The following is a 17,039-nucleotide window of genomic DNA, read 5'->3' on the forward strand; positions in this document are numbered from 1 at the left end:
CCACAAAAAAGCCCCGCGATTGCGGGGCTTTTTCATGGGTGCTGGAGCTTATCCGCAGCTGATCGGATTCTTCTCGTCACGCTTGGCCGCCCCCCAGAGTTCGTCCATCTCTTCCAGGCTGGTGCCTTCGAGGCTGCGGCCCTGGTCGCGCAGCGCCGTCTCGATGTAGCGGAAACGCCGCTCGAACTTGGCGTTGGCCGCGCGCAGGGCGGTTTCCGGGTCGACCTTGAGCTTGCGCGCCAGGTTGACCACCACGAACAGCAGGTCGCCCACCTCCTCTGCCTGGGCCTCGGTGTCGCCGCCAGCCATGGCTTCGAGCACCTCGTCCAGTTCCTCGCGGACCTTGTCCACCACCGGCAGGGCATCGGCCCAGTCGAAGCCGACCTGGGAAGCACGCTTCTGCAGCTTGTTGGCGCGGCTCAGCGCCGGCAGGGCGTGGGGCACGTCGTCCAGCAGCGACAGCTGCACCGGTTCGGCGGCCTTGGCGGCGCGCTCCTCGGCCTTCAGCTCTTCCCAGCGCTGCTTGACCGCGGCCTCTTCGAGCTTCGCCGGGTCCGGCTCGCCGTAGAGGTCGCCGTCGGGGAATACATGGGGATGGCGGCGGACCAGCTTGCGGGTGATGCCATCGACCACCGCATCGAACTCGAAGCGCCCCTCTTCCCGCGCCAGCTGCGCGTAGTAGACGACCTGGAACAGCAAGTCGCCCAGCTCCTCGCGCAGGTGGTCGAAGTCGCCGCGCTCGATGGCATCGGCGACCTCGTAGGCCTCCTCGAGGGTGTAGGGAACGATGGTCGCGTAGCTCTGCTTCAGGTCCCACGGGCAACCGTTCTGCGGGTCGCGCAGACGGGCCATCAGGTGCAGCAGGTCGTCGAGCTTATACATCCTTGCCACCCGCGCGGTCGCGGCGCGCCTCGATGATGTTGGGCAACTGCGAGACCCGCGCCAGCAGGCGTCCCAGCGCGTCGAGACCGGGGATCTCGATGGTCAGGCGCATCACCGCAGTGTTGTCTTCCTTGTCCGAGCGGGTGTTCACCGCCAGAACGTTGATGCGCTCGTTGAGCAGCACCTGGGAAACGTCACGCAGCAGGCCGGAACGGTCGTAGGCACGGATGACGATGTCCACCGGGTAGGTACTGACCGGCACCGGCCCCCAGCTGACCTGGATGATCCGCTCCGGCTCGCGCCCGGCCAGTTGCAGCGCGGTGGCGCAGTCCTGGCGGTGGATGGTCACGCCGCGGCCCAGGGTGATGTAGCCGACGATCGGGTCGCCCGGCAGCGGCTGGCAGCAGCCGGCCATCTGCGTGAGCAGGTTGCCGACGCCCTGGATCTGGATGTCGCCGCGCTTGCCGTGGCCGATCTTGCTCGGCTTGCGCGGGATCAGTTCGAGCTGTTCGGTGCCGCGCTCCGGCTCCACCAGCTGTTGCGCGTAGCTGACCACGTGGGCCAGGCGCAGGTCGCCAGCGCCCAGGGCGGCGAACAGGTCTTCGCCGGTCTTGTAGTTGGCCTTCTCGGCGAGCTTCTCGAAGTCCACCGGCGGCAGCGCCAGGCGACCCAGTTCGCGTTCGAGCATGGCCTTGCCGGCGGCGACGTTCTGGTCGCGTGCCTGCAGCTTGAACCAGTGGACGATCTTCGCCCGCGCCCGCGAGGTGGTGACGTAGCCCAGGTTCTGGTTCAGCCAGTCGCGGCTCGGCCCGCTCTGCTTGCCGGTGATGATTTCCACCTGCTCGCCGGTCTGCAGGCTGTAGTTCAGCGGAACGATGCGGCCGTTGATCTTGGCGCCACGGCAGTTGTGGCCGACCTCGGTGTGTACGCGGTAGGCGAAGTCCAGCGGGGTCGCGCCCTTGGGCAGGTCGATGGCGTGGCCGTCGGGGGTGAAGACGTAGACCCGGTCGGGCTCGATATCCACCCGCAGCTGTTCGGCCAGGCCGCCGATGTCGCCCAGTTCCTCGTGCCACTCGAGCACCTGGCGCAGCCAGGAAATCTTCTCTTCGTAGTGGTTGGAGCTGGCCTTGACGTCAGTGCCCTTGTAGCGCCAGTGCGCGCACACGCCCAGCTCGGCTTCCTCGTGCATGGCGTGGGTGCGGATCTGCACTTCCAGCACCTTGCCCTCGGGGCCGATCACCGCAGTGTGCAGCGAGCGGTAGCCGTTTTCCTTGGGGTTGGCGATGTAGTCGTCGAACTCCTTGGGGATGTGCCGCCAGAGGGTGTGCACGATGCCCAGCGCGGTGTAGCAGTCGCGCATTTCCGGCACCAGCACGCGCACGGCGCGCACGTCGTAGATCTGGCTGAAGTCCAGGCCCTTGCGCTGCATCTTCCGCCAGATGGAATAGATGTGCTTGGCGCGTCCGGAGAGGTCCGCCTTGATGCCGGTGGCAGCCAGGGCGTCCTTGAGCTGCTGCATCACGGTGGCGATGTACTGCTCGCGATCCAGCCGGCGCTCGTGCAGCAGCTTGGCGATCTGCTTGTACTGGTCGGGTTCCAGGTAGCGGAAGGACAGGTCCTCCAGCTCCCATTTGATATGGCCGATACCCAGGCGGTGGGCCAGCGGCGCGTAGATGTCGAACACTTCGCGGGCGACGCGGTGGCGTTTTTCCTCGTCGGCGTTCTTCACCGCGCGGATGGCGCAGGTGCGCTCGGCCAGCTTGATCAGCGCGACGCGCACGTCGTCGACCATGGCCACCAGCATCTTGCGCAGGTTCTCGATCTGCGCCTGGGTGCCGAGCACCAGCGACTGCCGGGGGTTGAGGCTGGTGCTGATCGCCGCCATGCGCAGCACGCCTTCGATCAGCTTGGCGACCACCGAGCCGAAGCGCTGCTGGACGTCTTCCAGCTTGACCTTGCCCTCGCGCACGCCACGGTAGATCACCGCGGCGACCAGGGACTCCTGGTCGAGCTTGAGGTCCGCCAGGATCTCGGCGATCTCCAGGCCCGTCTGGAAGCTGGAGGTGCCGTCGGCCCAGGCGTTGTCCACCTTGCTGACCGCCTTGTTTTCCACCTCGCGGGCGAATTCGCAGGCTTCCAGCAGGACCTTGCGATCCAGTACCGGGACCAGGGTCTGGACATGGTCCAGCCAGGCCTCGAGGTTGATGCTGCCGTCAGTGTTGACCGGCTGGTGCGCTCTCACCTGTACCATCGTGTCTACCCTTCCCCACGGTGCCCCACGGTGCACCGCTCACAGCGCCGGCCTTTCTTCTTGCTCGGGCCGGTCGGATTGCGCAGGCCGTCCTAGCCTGCCTCGAACAAAGCCATGGCCTCCACATGCGCCGTCTGCGGGAACATGTCGAGGATGCCGGCGCGCTTCAGGCGATAGCCCTGCCGGGCCAGTTCGCCTGCATCGCGCGCCAGGGTCGCCGGGTTGCAGGACACATAAAGTACCCGCTCGGCGCCCAGTGAACGCATCTCCCGTGCCGCCTCGAAGGCTCCGTCGCGCGGAGGGTCGAGCAGCACAGCGGTGAAATCCTCCGCCGCCCAGAGGGCGCCGGCAAGCGGTTTCGAAAGATCCGCCTGGTGGAATCGAGTATTCGCAAGGCCGTTGGCCCGGGCATTGGCCGCAGCGCGATCGACCATCGCCTGCACGCCTTCCACCCCGACCACTTCGCGCACCTGACGGGCCAGCGGCAGGGCGAAGTTGCCCAGGCCGCAGAACAGGTCCAGCACGCGCTCATCGGCCGCAGGCTTCAGCCAGTCCAATGCCTGGGCGACCATCGCCTCGTTGACCGGCGCGTTCACCTGAACGAAGTCGCCGGGACGGTAGGCCAGGGTCAGGTCCCAGGTATCGAGCCGGAAGCCGAGATCGGAGTTCCCGGAGTGCGGCGTCGGTTCTCCGTCGCCTTGCAACCACAATTGCACATCGCGTGCCGAACAGAATTCCAGCAGTCGCGCCAGGTCGCCATCGGACAAAGGTTCGATATGCCGCAGCAGCAACGCGCTGGCAGTGCCGTGGAACAGTTCGACGTGGCCGAGGACCTGCGGCTTGGAAAAACCGCGCAGCAGTTCCGGCAGGTCACGGGCCAGGGATTGCAGTTCGGGTACCAGCACCAGGCAGTCGTCGAACGCGACGATGGCCTGACTGGCGGCCGCGCGGAAGCCGACCTCCAGGCGCTTGGCCTTGACCTCCCAGCGCACGGCGAGGCGAGCACGGCGGCGGTAGCCGAATTCCGGCCCCACCAGCGGCGCGGCCCACTCCTGCGGGGTCAGGCCGGAGAAGCGTTCCAGTTGCTCGGCGAGGGTGCGCTGCTTGAGCGCCAACTGGTCGGCATGGGGCAGGTGCTGCAGGCTGCAACCACCGCAGGTGCCGGCGACCGGACAGGGTGGGTTGCGACGATTGTCGGCGGCCGTGAACACGCGCTCGCAGCGCGCCTCGACCACCTTGCTGCGCGCGGCAAGCACACGGGCTTCCACCGACTCACCCGGCAATGCACCGGCGACGAACCAGGTATGGCCATCCTGGTGGGCGATGCCGCGGCCGTCATGGGCCAGGCGCTCGATGTTCAGGCGCTGCTTCTTGCCCACCGGTACCGCGGGGCCACGCGCTCCGCCGCTGGGCTGGAAGCGCAGGCCGGTTCTCTGCTTGGCCATGTCAGTGGGGATCGAACACGCCCGAGGACAGGTAGCGGTCGCCGCGGTCGCAGATGATCGCCACCAGGGTCGCGTTTTCCAGCTCGCGGGACAGGCGCAGCATGGCCGCCACCGCACCGCCGGAGGACACGCCGCAGAAGATGCCTTCTTCACGGGCCAGGCGGCGCATCACGTCTTCGGCTTCGCTCTGCTGCATGTCGACCACGCGGTCGACGCGGGTCGAGTCGAAGATCTTCGGCAGGTACTCCTGCGGCCAACGGCGGATGCCGGGGATGGCCGAGCCTTCCATCGGCTGCAGGCCGACGATCTGCACCTTGGGGTTCTGCTCCTTGAGGTAGCGCGACACGCCCATGATGGTGCCGGTGGTGCCCATGGAACTGACGAAATGGGTGATCTCACCGCCGGTCTGCTGCCAGATTTCCGGGCCGGTGGAATCGTAGTGAGCGATCGGGTTGTCGCCATTGGCGAACTGGTCGAGCACCTTGCCCTTGCCTTCGCGCTGCATCTGGTCGGCGAGGTCGCGGGCGCCTTCCATGCCCTGCTCCTTGGTCACCAGGATCAGCTCGGCGCCGTAGGCGGTCATGGCGGCCTTGCGCTCGGCGGTGGAGTTGTCCGGCATGATCAGGATCATGCGATAACCCTTGATCGCCGCCGCCATCGCCAGGGCGATGCCGGTATTGCCGGAGGTGGCTTCGATCAGCGTGTCGCCGGGCTTGATATCGCCGCGCAGCTCCGCCCGGGTGATCATCGACAGCGCCGGGCGATCCTTCACCGAGCCCGCGGGGTTGTTGCCCTCGAGCTTCACCAGCAGCGTATTGGAAGTATTCCCGGGCATGCGTTGCAGGCGCACCAGCGGGGTATTGCCGACGCAATCGGCGATAGTCGGATACTGCACGGTCATGGAGGCACTCGGATCTGAAACCAGGCCACCTATGATAACGGCAAACCGCGGCGCGCCATACGAAGTTTCCGAATAAGCCGTGTGCAAATGCTCAGAGGCCGCTCGCGGCGGGCAACCGCAGGTGCACGCGCAGCCCCGCCGGCCCACGATCCGCCCAGAGTTCGCCGCCCTGCATGCGCACCGAACTGCGGGCGATGCTCAGGCCCAGGCCGAAGCCTTCGCCACTGCGCGCGGCGGACAATCGGGTGAAGGGCTGGAAGATGCGCTCGAGATCGGCCTCGGCTACGCCGGGGCCGTCATCTTCGAGCCAGAGATGCCAGCCCAGGCTCTCGCGGCAGCCGCCCAGGCGGATGCAGCCGTTCCCAGGCGAATGGCGGATGGCATTGCGCAGCAGGTTTTCCAGTGCCCGCGCCAGGCCGTTGAGGTGACCACGCACACGACACCCCGCCGGCACCTGATAAAGGAAGCGTTCCGGCGTCCAGCCGGCCTCGAAGCGGGCATCGTCCACCAGCAGCTCCCAGAGCGATTGCAGGTCGATGTCCTCCCGCTCCAGCTGCGGCCGCTCGGTATCCAGCCAGGCCAGTTCGAGGGTATCGGCGACCAGGCGCTGCATCACCTCCACCTCGCGTTCGACCCGCTGGCGCAGCGCCGCTTCGCTGATCGGACTGTCGCCCGCCACCCGCAGGCGGCTGAGCGGGGTGCGCAGCTCGTGGGACAGGTCGCGCAGCAACTGGCGCTGGAGGGTCACATGGCTGCGCAGGCGCTCCGCCATATGGTCCAGCGCGCGGCCCAGTTCACCCAGTTCATCGCGGCGCGCGCTGAGCTCGGGCCCCGCCACCGCCCCCAGGTCGTCGGCCTGCAAGGCGTTGGCGTGCTCGCGCAGGCGCGCCAACGGGCGCACCAGGTAGCGGTAGAGCAAGGCACACAGCAGCAGCGCCAGCACGGCCGGCACCAGGCCGTGGGTCAGTGACTGGCGCATGAACGTGAAACCACTGGGCAGGTAGCGCGCGGGCAGTTGCAGCACCAGGCGACCCGCCGTCGGCTCGCCGGGGAATGGGATGCCGATGTAAGGCAGGTCTATCGAGCGTGAACTCACCGGCCACTCCAGGCCTCGCTGGAAGGTCAGGTGGGCAACTTCTTCCCGGCTCAGCGGGACGCTGCCCAGGGTCTGCAAGCGGGCATCGACCACGGTCATCCAGCCCTCTTCGCGCTGGCGCATCCCCGCCAGCCAGGCATCGACCCCGGCCGCGCCACCCGAGCGCCAGGCCCGCTCCGCCTCATGGGCATATCCGCCAAGCACTTCCCGGGCCTCGGCGGACAGGTAATAGCTTTGCCGCTCGACCTGCTTGCCCCAGGACCAGGACAGCCAGATCAACAACAGACAGAACGCCACCAGCGCGACCGCCAGCCTCCAGAACAGCGAGTGACGCCCGGGGACTTCAGCCATCGCCGTCGCGGAACACGTAGCCCTTGCCCCACACCGTCTGCAACTGGTGGCGCAGGTAGCCGATGCCCTGCAGCTTGCGGCGCAGGTGGCTGACATGCATGTCCAGGGCACGGTCGTGGGGCGTGAAGGCACGATGCAGGACGTGCTGGTAAAGGAAGGCCTTGCTCAGGATCTCACCCTGGCTGACGAGGAAAGTCTCCAGCAGGCGGAACTCGGTAGCGGTCAGCCCTGCCCAGCGGCCATCGAGGCCAGCGTCGGCCTTTTCGCCATCCAGCTGCAGGCCATCGCTGCTCCCCACCGGCGCCTGCAGGCCACGCTCCAGCGCCACCCGGCGCAACACCGCATCGACCCGTACGCTCAACTCCACCAGGCTGAAGGGCTTGGGCAGGTAATCGTCGGCGCCCTGGGAAAAACCGGCGATGCGGTCCTGCTCGGCCCCCAGGGCGGACATCAGGATCACCGGCACCGAACGCTCGCGGCGTAGCCGGCGCAGGATATCCAGGCCGCCGATGCCGGGCAGCAGGATGTCCATCAGCACCAGGTCGTAGTCGCCGCCGCGCGCCTCGGCCAGGCCGGTGACGCCATCCTGGCACCAGGTGACGTCGAAGCCCCGCTCACTCAGATGGGAGGACAGGTGGGCGCCCAGGGTAGGGTCGTCCTCGATGGTCAGCAGGCGCAGCCCCGAGGAGGAAAATGCGTTCATATCAAATAAGAGTGATTAGCAATTGCGCCCAGTATTCCCGATTCGGCGCAATCTCGGCAAGGCAAAGGCCCCTCCCGCAGGCCCGAACCGCTACACTGCCGGGGAAAACCGCACCGGAGGAATCGCGTGTTCAAGGATCTCGGCATCAAGGGACGTGTACTGCTGCTCACCCTGCTGCCCACCAGCCTGCTGGCGCTGGTATTGGGTGGCTATTTCACCTGGGTGCAGCTGTCGGACATGCGCGCCCAGCTGATCGAGCGTGGCCAGCTGATTGCCGAGCAACTGGCGCCGCTTTCCGCCCCGGCGCTGGCGCAGAACAACACCGAGCTGCTGTCGCGCATCGCCACCGAGGCACTGGACCAGCCTGACGTGCGCGCCGTCACCTTCCTCAATCCCGAGCGGGAACGCCTGGTCCATGCCGGGCCCAGCATCCTCACCCCCATGCCCAGCGGCGACGGCTCGCACCTGAGCATGAACAGCAACCTCGACACCACCCATTTCCTCCTGCCAGTACTGGGCCGGCACCGCAGCCTGTCCGGCGAGCCCTACGGCGACGGCGACAAGCTGCTGGGCTGGGTGGAGCTGGAGCTGTCGCACCACGGCACCCTGCTGCGCGGCTACCGCAGCCTGTTCACCAGCCTGCTGCTGATTATCACCGGCCTGGTGGTCACCGCCCTCCTCGCCCTGCGCATGAGCCGCGCGATCAACGCGCCGCTGGGGCAGATCGCCCAGGGTGTGGCGCAGCTCAAGGAAGGCCGCCTGGAAACCCGCCTGCCGGCGCTGGGCAGTCACGAACTGGACGAGCTGGCCGGCGGCATCAACCGCATGGCCGAAGCCCTGCAGAGCGCCCAGGAGGAGATGCAGCACAACATCGACCAGGCCACCGAGGACGTGCGGCAGAATCTGGAAACCATCGAGATCCAGAACATCGAGCTGGACCTGGCGCGCAAGGAAGCCCTGGAGGCGAGCCGGATCAAGTCCGAGTTCCTCGCCAACATGAGCCATGAGATCCGCACCCCGCTCAACGGCATCCTCGGCTTCACCAACCTGCTGCAGAAGAGCGAACTGACCTCGCGCCAGCAGGACTACCTCGGCACCATCCACAAGTCCGCCGAAAGCCTGCTGGGGATCATCAACGAGATCCTCGACTTCTCGAAGATCGAGGCCGGCAAGCTGGTGCTGGAGAACATCCCTTTCAACCTGCGCGAACTGATCCAGGACACCCTGACCATCCTCGCCCCCGCCGCCCACGAAAAACAGCTGGAGCTGGTCAGCCTGATCTACCGCGACACCCCGCTGCAACTGGTGGGCGACCCGCAGCGCCTGAAGCAGGTGCTGACCAACCTGGTGAGCAACGCCATCAAGTTCACCCACGAAGGCAGCATCGCCGTGCGCGCCATGCTCGAAGACGAGAGCGACGACCGCGCGCAGTTGCGCATCAGCGTGCAGGACACCGGCGTCGGTCTCACCGACGCGGACCTGCGCGCACTGTTCCAGGCCTTCAGCCAGGCCGACAACTCGCTGTCGCGCCAGGCCGGCGGCACCGGGCTGGGGCTGGTCATCTCCAAGCGCCTGATCGAGCAGATGGGCGGCGAGATCGGCGTCGACAGCAGCTCCGGCGAGGGTTCCGAATTCTGGATCAGCCTCAACCTGCCCAAGGCCCGCGATGACGGCGACGACCTGCTGCCGGCGCTGGCGGGCGGGCAGCGCGTGGCGCTCTATGAACCCCATGAGCTGACCCGCACCGCCCTGCACCATCAACTGGAAGACTGTGGCCTGGAAGTCAGCGAGTTCCCCGACCTGGCGACGCTGGAGCGGGCGCTGGCGGCCGATCCGCAGGGCAAGCCGGCGATCGGCCTGGCCCTGCTCGGGGTGACCTCCGCCACCCACCCGCCGGAGCTGCTGCGGCAGTCCATCCGCGAACTCGAACAGCACGGCTGCAAGAGTCTGGTGCTCTGCCCGACCATCGAGCAGGCGCACTACAACGCGGTGCTGCCCGAATCCCAGGTGCAGAGCAAGCCGGCCTGCACCCGCAAGCTGCAGCAGGCGCTGAACGAACTGCTCCACCTGCGCCCGACCCGCAAGGAAAAGATCGCCAACGGCGTGCTGGAGCGTGCACCGCACCTGCTCTGCGTCGACGACAACCCGGCCAACCTGCTGCTGGTGAAGACCCTGCTCAGCGACATGGGCGCCCAGGTGGTCGCCGTCGACAGCGGCCTGGCCGCCGTGGAAGCGGTCCAGCGCGAGCGCTTCGACCTGGTCTTCATGGACGTGCAGATGCCCGGTATGGACGGCCGCCAGGCCACCGACGCAATCCGCCAGTGGGAAGCCGACCGCGAGGTCAGCCCGGTGCCGATCATCGCCCTCACCGCCCACGCCCTGGCCAACGAGAAGCGCGCCCTGCTGCAAGGCGGCATGGACGACTACCTGACCAAACCGATCGACGAGCGCCAGCTGGCCCAGGTGCTGCTGAAGTGGACCGGCCTGCACCTGGGCGCGCCACGCACGGAGCCGCACAGCTCCGAGACGGGCCTGAACGCCCTGAGCGTGCTGGACCCCGCCGAAGGCCTGCGCCTGGCCGCCGGCAAGGCGGAGCTGGCCGCCGACATGCTCGGCATGCTGCTCGCCTCGCTGTCCGCCGACCGCCAGGTGATCCGCCAGGCCCGCGAGCGCAACGACCGCAACACCCTGCTCGAACGCATCCACCGCCTGCACGGCGCCACCCGCTACTGCGGCGTGCCGATGCTGCGCGCCGCCTGCCAGCGCGCGGAAACCCTGCTCAAGCAGAACGACCCGGACGCTCCCACAGCCCTGAACGAACTCGACAGGGCCATGGCCGAACTTGCCAGGGCCACGGAGAACCGCGAGGCCGAGGCCGACAGCACGGCGCTACCGCAAGACACGCACTGAGACCGCAAGACGATGCGCATCATCCTGTTCAGCAACCAGCCCTACGACTACGACAGCTTCGTCGCAGCCAACCGCCACCACGGCTTCGAACTGCACTTCCAGCAGGCGCAGCTGCGCCTGGACACCGTGGCCCTGGCCAGCGGTTTCGACGTGGTCTGCCCTTTCGTCAACGATGACCTGTCGCGACCGGTGCTGGAGCGACTCGCCGCCGGCGGCACCCGGCTGATCGCCCTGCGCTCGGCCGGCTACAACCACGTCGACCTCAAGGCCGCCCATGCCCTGGGGCTGTCCGTGGTACGGGTTCCGGCCTATTCGCCCTACGCCGTGGCCGAACACGCCGTGGGACTGGTCCTGGCGCTCTGCCGGCAATTGCACCGCGCCTACAACCGCACCCGCGACGGCGACTTCTCGCTGCACGGCCTGACCGGCTTCGACCTGCACGGCCGCACCGTCGGCATCATCGGCAGCGGCCAGATCGGCGAAGTCTTCGCCCGCATCATGAGCGGTTTCGGCTGCCACATCCTCGCCTACGACCCCTACCCCAACCGCGCCATCGAGGCCCTGGGCGGCCGTTTCGTCGAGCTGAACGAACTGCTCGTCGAGTCCGACATCCTCAGCCTGCACTGCCCGCTCAACGACGCCACCCGACATCTGATCAACCCACGCAGCCTGCAGCAGATGAAGCGCGGCGCCATGCTGATCAACACCGGGCGCGGCGCGCTGGTGGACACCCCGGCGCTGATCGAGGCGCTCAAGAGCGGCCAGCTCGGCTACCTCGGCCTGGACGTCTATGAAGAGGAAGCCGACATCTTCTTCGCCGACCGCTCCGACCTGCCGCTGCAGGACGACGTATTGGCGCGCCTGCTGACCTTCCCCAACGTCATCGTCACCGCCCACCAGGGGTTCCTGACCCGCGAGGCGCTGGCCGCCATCGCCGAAACCACGCTGGACAACATCGGCGCCTGGCAGGCGGGCAAGCCGGTCAATCGGGTCGAAGGTTGATCGGCTGGCGCTCGCATCCGAGCGCCGCGCCGCCTAGAATGCCGCGCTTTCCCGGAGGATCCATGGCCCAGCACGATTTCCGCTACACCCTGCTCAACCCGCAATTCACCCTCAACGAGTGCCGTGCGCTGACTCCGGGCCGCTACCAGGTCACCGGCATCGGCGGCTCGATTAAGGCCGGCGACACCCTGCTGGTCAGCCTCAAGGGCAGCAAGAGCTTGAGCATGAACCTGGAAGTGGAAAAGGTGCGCCACCTGATCAACCCGCCGGGACAGTGGATGGCCGTGGCCAAGGGCCCGGTATTCCGTGAACTGGCGATCCACGAATGGACGGTCAACTGTGACGCTTGCGCGGCTACACTGACCTTCGAATTCGCCGTCGACGCCAGCCTCGGCAAGGCCGCCCAGCAGCCTGCCGCCGAAGCGCGCATCGGCGAGCTGGGTTGGGCGAAGGCCGGCACCCGCCACCTCTGCCCGGATTGCCAGAGCAAGGAGACTGCATGAAAGTCCTGTTCGCCGGCGCCTGCGTGGCGCTGGCCGTGGCCGGCTGCGCCAGCAAGCCGGTCCCTGAAACCGATCAGACCTACCGCATCGAATGGATCGGCGAGCGCCCGCTGATCGACTACAGCCACATCACCCTGACCCTCGACGGCAAGGGCCGCGCCTATGGCAGCGCCGGCTGCAACCACTGGTTCGCCAGCTACACGCTGGAAGGCGACAAGCTGACCTTCGGCCAGCCGGGCTCCACCCGGAAGATGTGCGCCGAGGCGCTGATGGAGCAGGAAGGACGCTTCCTGCAGATGCTCCGCGATGTCCAGCGCTGGGACTTCAGCGACCAGGGCGAGCTGCGCCTGTGGCCGGCCTCGGGCCGCGCCATGCGCATGTGGCCTGAAGGCTGAGAAACAGGACGGCCGTTTCGTCGTGGGAGCGCGTCGAAACGGCAACAATCCCGGGAACAGGCTGCCCCTAGAACAGACTGAGCTGCTCGTGCGCCCCGCGCAGGTCGACCAGACGCACCCCCACGCCAATCAGCCTTACCGCCTTGTTGCCGCGCTGGAAGGCCTGCCCCAGCAGCAGTCGGTAACTGTCCAGGTCCCGCGCAGCGCCGGCCTGCTCCAGAGTCGTCTGGGTGAAGTCATGGAATTTCAGCTTGATGAAAGGCTTGCCCGGCCGGTAGCTGGCGTCCAGGCGGGTCATGCGCCGTTCCAATTCACCCAGCAATGACGGCAACTCCTCCTGGCAGGCGGCAAGGTCAGGCAGGTCCTGATCGAAAGTGTTCTCCACGCTGATCGACTGGCGCCGGCTGTCCACCTGTACCGGACGCTCATCGATCCCCCGCGACAGCCCCCACAGACGCTCGCCGAAACTGCCGAACTCCTTCGCCAGCTGGATTCGCGACCAGTCACGCAGGTCCGCGCAGGTACGGATACCCAGGCGTGCCAGCTTCTCCGCCGTGACCTTGCCGACGCCGTGCAGCTTCTTCACCGGCAATTCGGCGACGAAGCCGTCCACCTCGTCCGGCGTCACCACGAACAGACCGTTGGGCTTGCGCCAGTCGCTGGCGATCTTGGCGATGAACTTGTTCGGCGCCACCCCGGCCGACACGGTGATATGCAGGGTTTCCCATACCCGTCGGCGAATCTCCTGGGCGATCCGCGTGGCGCTGCCGCCGCAACGCTCGCTGTCGCTGACGTCCAGGTAGGCCTCGTCCAGCGACAACGGCTCGATCTGCTCGGTGTAGTCACGGAAGATCGCGTGGATCTCGCGGGATGTCTCGCGGTACACGTCCATGCGCGGACGGACGATGGTCAGGTCCGGGCACAGCTTCACCGCCGTGCGCATCGCCATCGCCGAATGCAGGCCATAGGCGCGCGCCTCGTAGTTGCAGGTGGCGACCACCCCGCGCTTGTCCGGCGAACCACCCACGGCCAGCGGCTTGCCGACGAGACTCGGGTCGTCGCGCATTTCGATGGCGGCATAGAAGCAGTCGCAATCGATGTGGATGATCTTTCTCTGCCGAGTCACGAAGAAGGCGCCTGCATCACCATCGGAAGCCGCCTGGATAGGCGGCGGGAAACCTGTACATGGTAATGCAAAAAGCCGCCGCCCCGGTTATCCACAGCCGGCTGCCACCCACGCTGGGTGAACTGCCCCGCTGCCTTTCGTCGCAGCTAAATGTCTGATAGAAAATCACTTTTTCCCTTTTTCCATTGACACCCCGGCCCACCTGAGTAGAATAACGACCGCGGGATGGAGCAGTCTGGTAGCTCGTCGGGCTCATAACCCGAAGGTCGTAGGTTCAAATCCTGCTCCCGCAACCAGACACAAGAAAAAGGCCACTCTTCGGAGTGGCCTTTTTCGTTTGCGTGCGATTCAAATAATTGATCGAAGACTAAATATCGATTGACAATACCTTTCACCTGCGTAGAATGGCCGCCGCGGGATGGAGCAGTCTGGTAGCTCGTCGGGCTCATAACCCGAAGGTCGTAGGTTCAAATCCTGCTCCCGCAACCAGACACAAGGAAAAGGCCACTCTTCGGAGTGGCCTTTTTCGTTTGCGCGTAAATTTAAATTATTGATCAAAAACGAAATATTGATTGACAACAGCTTTCATCTCCGTAGAATGGCCGCCGCGGGATGGAGCAGTCTGGTAGCTCGTCGGGCTCATAACCCGAAGGTCGTAGGTTCAAATCCTGCTCCCGCAACCAGACATCAAGAAGAAAGCCACTCTTAGGAGTGGCTTTTTTCGTTGTGCCGAAGAAACTGCTTCAGCAAATCGTCGCCCCCAGGAAGAAATCCTCCCGAGGGACTTGGGAAATCGCGCCACTGCCCCTACTCTGTCGCGCAAATTCGATGAGGTGCCCGATGAGCGCCAACCCTGCCACCCCAGACAGCCCCGCGACCGGCGAGCAGCCACAGCGCAGCGGGCTTCTGCACTGGATCAACGCCAATCGCCAACCGATCGGCCTGGGCGTCACCCTGCTGCTGTTCAGCCTCGCGCTGATCGCCTGCTACCACCTGCTGCGCGACATCGACGCCTATTCCCTGCACGACGCCATCCTCGACGTCCCCACTGCATCGCTGGCAGGCGCCTTCGCCGCCACCGTCGCCGGCTTCATCACCCTGCTGGGCTACGAATGGTCGGCCACCCGCTTCGCCGGGGTGAGACTCTCCCCCTCGGCATTGCTGACCGGCGGCTTCTCCGCCTTCGCCATCGGCAATGCCGTGGGGCTGTCGATGCTGTCGGGCGGATCGGTACGCTATCGCCTGTATGCCCGCCAGGGCCTGGGCGCCGCCGAAGTGGCGCGAATGACCCTGTTCGCCAGCCTGTCCCTGGGTTGCGCGCTGCCGGTGCTGGCCGCGCTGGCCGCGCTGAGCGACCTGTCCGACGCCTCCCTGGCCCTGCACCTGCCGAGCTGGCTGGTGGCGGTGCTCGCCCTGGGCATCATCGCCTTCTGCATTCTGCTGGTGATCGGCATCGAGCGCCGGCGCCTGCCCGAACAACCGTCTCCCGACAGCCACCTGGTGCGCATCGGTCGCCGCACCGTGCGCCTGCCCGGCCTGCGCCTGTCGCTGCTGCAACTGCTGATCACCGCACTGGATGTCGCCTGCGCCGCCACCGTGCTTTATCTGCTGCTGCCCGAAGCCCCGCCCTTCGGCGCCTTCCTGCTGGTCTACCTGATCGCCCTGGCGGCCGGCGTGCTCAGCCACGTACCCGGTGGCGTCGGGGTTTTCGAGGCCGTGCTGCTGGCGGCCTTCGCCGGGCAACTGGGCGCCGCGCCGCTGGCCGCCGCGCTGCTGCTGTACCGCCTGATCTATGTGGTGCTGCCGCTGATCGTCGCCTGTCTGCTGCTGCTGTTCCTCGAAGCCCGGCGCGTGCTGGTGGCCAAGCAGGCGGTGCGGATCACTTCCGGTTTCGCCGCGCAGATCCTTTCCCTGCTGGTGTTCATCTCCGGCATCGTGCTGCTGTTCTCCGGCGCCACACCCTCCATCGACACCCGTCTGGAGGAGATCGGCTTCCTGGTGCCACACCGCCTCATCGATGCCTCGCACCTGGCCGCCAGCCTGATCGGCGTGCTCTGCCTGCTGCTCGCCTATGGCCTGCGCCGTCGCCTGTCCGCCGCCTGGGCACTGACCCTCGGCCTGCTGGTGGCCGGCGCGGTGCTGTCGCTGCTCAAGGGCTTCGACTGGGAAGAAGCGCTGATCCTGAGCTTCACCGCCGCGCTGCTGGTGATCTTCCGCAGCGCCTTCTACCGGCGCAGCCGCCTGATGGACCTGCCCTTCTCGCCGCTCTATCTGGGGGCCGCCGCCTGCGTCATCGCCGCGTCCATCTGGCTGCTGCTGTTCGCCTACCAGGACGTGCCCTACGATCAGGAACTCTGGTGGCAATTCGCCCTGGACGCCGACGCTCCGCGCGGCCTGCGCGCCGCCCTGGGCAGTTGTCTGCTGCTGGCCGCACTAGCGCTGTACTGGCTGCTGCGCACCGAGCCGCCGGCGATCCTCGAACCCAGTCGCGAAGACCTGGACACCGCCGCCGGCATCCTGGCGAACTCCTCGCAACCGGACGGCGGCCTGGCGCTCTCCGGCGACAAGGCGTTGCTGTTCCATGAAGGCAACGACGCCTTCCTGATGTACGCCCGCCGCGGCCGCAGCCTGGTGGCGCTGTTCGACCCGGTGGGTCCGGCGCAGTCCCGCGCCGAGCTGATCTGGCAGTTCCGCGACCTCTGCGACCTGCACCACGCGCGCCCGGTGTTCTACCAGGTGCGGGCGGAGAACCTGCCGCTGTACATGGACATCGGCCTGACCGCCCTCAAGCTCGGCGAGGAGGCGCGGGTCGACCTGCGTCGCTTCGACCTGGAGAACAAGGGCAAGGAAATGAAGGACCTGCGCTACACCTGGAACCGGGGTCAGCGCGACGGCCTGAGCCTGGAGTTCCACGAACCGGGCCAGGCGCCGATGGAGGAACTGCGGGCGATCTCCGACGCCTGGCTGGGCGGCAAGAACGTCCGCGAGAAAGGTTTCTCCCTGGGCCGCTTCACCCCCGAATACCTGAACTATTTCCGCATCGTGGTGATCCGCCACGAGGGCCGCGCCGTGGCCTTCGCCAACCTGCTGGAAACCGGCAGCAAGGAGCTGGCGAGCATCGACCTGATGCGCATGGTGCCCGACGCACCGAAGCTGACCATGGAATTCCTCATGCTCGGCCTGATCCTGCATTACAAGGAAAGCGGGCACACCCGCTTCAGCCTGGGCATGGTGCCGCTCGCCGGCCTCCAGCCGCGCCGTGGCGCGCCGCTGACCCAGCGCCTGGGCGCCCTGGTCTTCCGCCGGGGCGAGCAGTTCTACAATTTCCAGGGGCTGCGTCGCTTCAAGGACAAGTTCCAGCCCGACTGGGAGCCTCGTTACCTGGCCGTGCCCGCCGGACTGGACCCGCTGGTGGCCCTGGCTGATACCGCCGCGCTGATCGCCGGCGGCCTGAGTGGATTGGTGAAACGCTGA

General features: G+C 66.8%; 12 protein-coding genes and 3 tRNA genes. 8 read left to right on the plus strand and 7 right to left on the minus strand.

Going from position 1 to position 17,039, the window contains the following annotated elements:
- Positions 1-48: 48 nt before the first annotated feature.
- The 6 genes from mazG to ACAW63_RS25595 all read right to left on the minus strand — a co-directional run bounded on the left by mazG (position 49) and on the right by ACAW63_RS25595 (position 7,629).
- Complete coding sequence (gene mazG, locus ACAW63_RS25570; RefSeq protein ID WP_371230125.1) at positions 49-882, minus strand: nucleoside triphosphate pyrophosphohydrolase; 834 nt, start codon at positions 880-882, stop codon at positions 49-51.
- The gene (relA, locus tag ACAW63_RS25575) at positions 875-3,133 is read right to left on the minus strand and encodes a GTP diphosphokinase (protein ID WP_371230126.1); all 2,259 of its coding nucleotides are present in this window, start codon (positions 3,131-3,133) and stop codon (positions 875-877) included. Before relA ends, mazG begins: the two co-directional genes overlap by 8 nt.
- Positions 3,134-3,225: 92 nt before the next feature.
- Entirely contained in the window at positions 3,226-4,578 is a 1,353-nt protein-coding gene (gene rlmD / locus ACAW63_RS25580) for a 23S rRNA (uracil(1939)-C(5))-methyltransferase RlmD (RefSeq protein ID WP_371230127.1), read from the minus strand.
- A 1-nt stretch (position 4,579) separates the two neighbouring features.
- The gene (gene cysM / locus ACAW63_RS25585; protein WP_275608180.1) at positions 4,580-5,479 is read right to left on the minus strand and encodes a cysteine synthase CysM; all 900 of its coding nucleotides are present in this window, start codon (positions 5,477-5,479) and stop codon (positions 4,580-4,582) included.
- A gap of 91 nt (positions 5,480-5,570) precedes the next feature.
- Positions 5,571-6,926, minus strand: a complete 1,356-nt coding sequence (locus ACAW63_RS25590) for a histidine kinase sensor domain-containing protein (protein ID WP_371230130.1) — start codon at positions 6,924-6,926, stop codon at positions 5,571-5,573.
- Positions 6,919-7,629, minus strand: coding sequence for a response regulator transcription factor (locus ACAW63_RS25595; RefSeq protein WP_371230132.1), 711 nt, complete (start codon positions 7,627-7,629; stop codon positions 6,919-6,921). The genes ACAW63_RS25590 and ACAW63_RS25595 overlap by 8 nt, the downstream gene beginning before the upstream one ends.
- A 126-nt stretch (positions 7,630-7,755) precedes the next feature.
- Here ACAW63_RS25595 and ACAW63_RS25600 point away from each other — a divergent pair, with 126 nt between their 5' ends.
- From ACAW63_RS25600 to ACAW63_RS25615, 4 genes are all read left to right on the plus strand, one after another.
- Entirely contained in the window at positions 7,756-10,539 is a 2,784-nt protein-coding gene (locus tag ACAW63_RS25600) for a response regulator (protein ID WP_371230134.1), read from the plus strand.
- 12 nt (positions 10,540-10,551) lie between these two features.
- Positions 10,552-11,541, plus strand: coding sequence for a 2-hydroxyacid dehydrogenase (locus ACAW63_RS25605; RefSeq protein WP_371230136.1), 990 nt, complete (start codon positions 10,552-10,554; stop codon positions 11,539-11,541).
- Positions 11,542-11,603: 62 nt separating this feature from the next.
- Positions 11,604-12,044, plus strand: coding sequence for a hypothetical protein (locus tag ACAW63_RS25610; RefSeq protein ID WP_331316949.1), 441 nt, complete (start codon positions 11,604-11,606; stop codon positions 12,042-12,044).
- Positions 12,041-12,439 carry an META domain-containing protein gene (locus ACAW63_RS25615; RefSeq protein WP_371230138.1) on the plus strand — a complete coding sequence of 133 codons (399 nt, stop codon included), beginning with the start codon at positions 12,041-12,043 and terminating at the stop codon, positions 12,437-12,439. The genes ACAW63_RS25610 and ACAW63_RS25615 overlap by 4 nt, the downstream gene beginning before the upstream one ends.
- 67 nt (positions 12,440-12,506) lie before the next feature.
- Here the strand turns inward: ACAW63_RS25615 and dinB are convergent, their stop codons facing one another.
- Positions 12,507-13,505, minus strand: coding sequence for a DNA polymerase IV (gene dinB, locus ACAW63_RS25620; protein ID WP_370601701.1), 999 nt, complete (start codon positions 13,503-13,505; stop codon positions 12,507-12,509).
- 279 nt (positions 13,506-13,784) lie between these two features.
- On the opposite strand from dinB, the gene ACAW63_RS25625 reads away from it, so the two are divergent.
- The 4 genes from ACAW63_RS25625 (at position 13,785) to mprF (ending at position 17,039) form a co-directional block, all read left to right on the plus strand.
- Positions 13,785-13,861, plus strand: a tRNA-Met gene (locus ACAW63_RS25625).
- 116 nt (positions 13,862-13,977) lie between these two features.
- Positions 13,978-14,054: transfer RNA gene (locus ACAW63_RS25630), tRNA-Met, on the plus strand.
- 117 nt (positions 14,055-14,171) lie between these two features.
- Positions 14,172-14,248, plus strand: a tRNA-Met gene (locus ACAW63_RS25635).
- A gap of 145 nt (positions 14,249-14,393) precedes the next feature.
- Complete coding sequence (gene mprF / locus ACAW63_RS25640) at positions 14,394-17,039, plus strand: bifunctional lysylphosphatidylglycerol flippase/synthetase MprF (RefSeq protein WP_371230140.1); 2,646 nt, start codon at positions 14,394-14,396, stop codon at positions 17,037-17,039.

Origin of the sequence: Pseudomonas sp. QE6 (genome assembly GCF_041379005.1) — a bacterium.
Lineage (GTDB): Bacteria > Pseudomonadota > Gammaproteobacteria > Pseudomonadales > Pseudomonadaceae > Pseudomonas.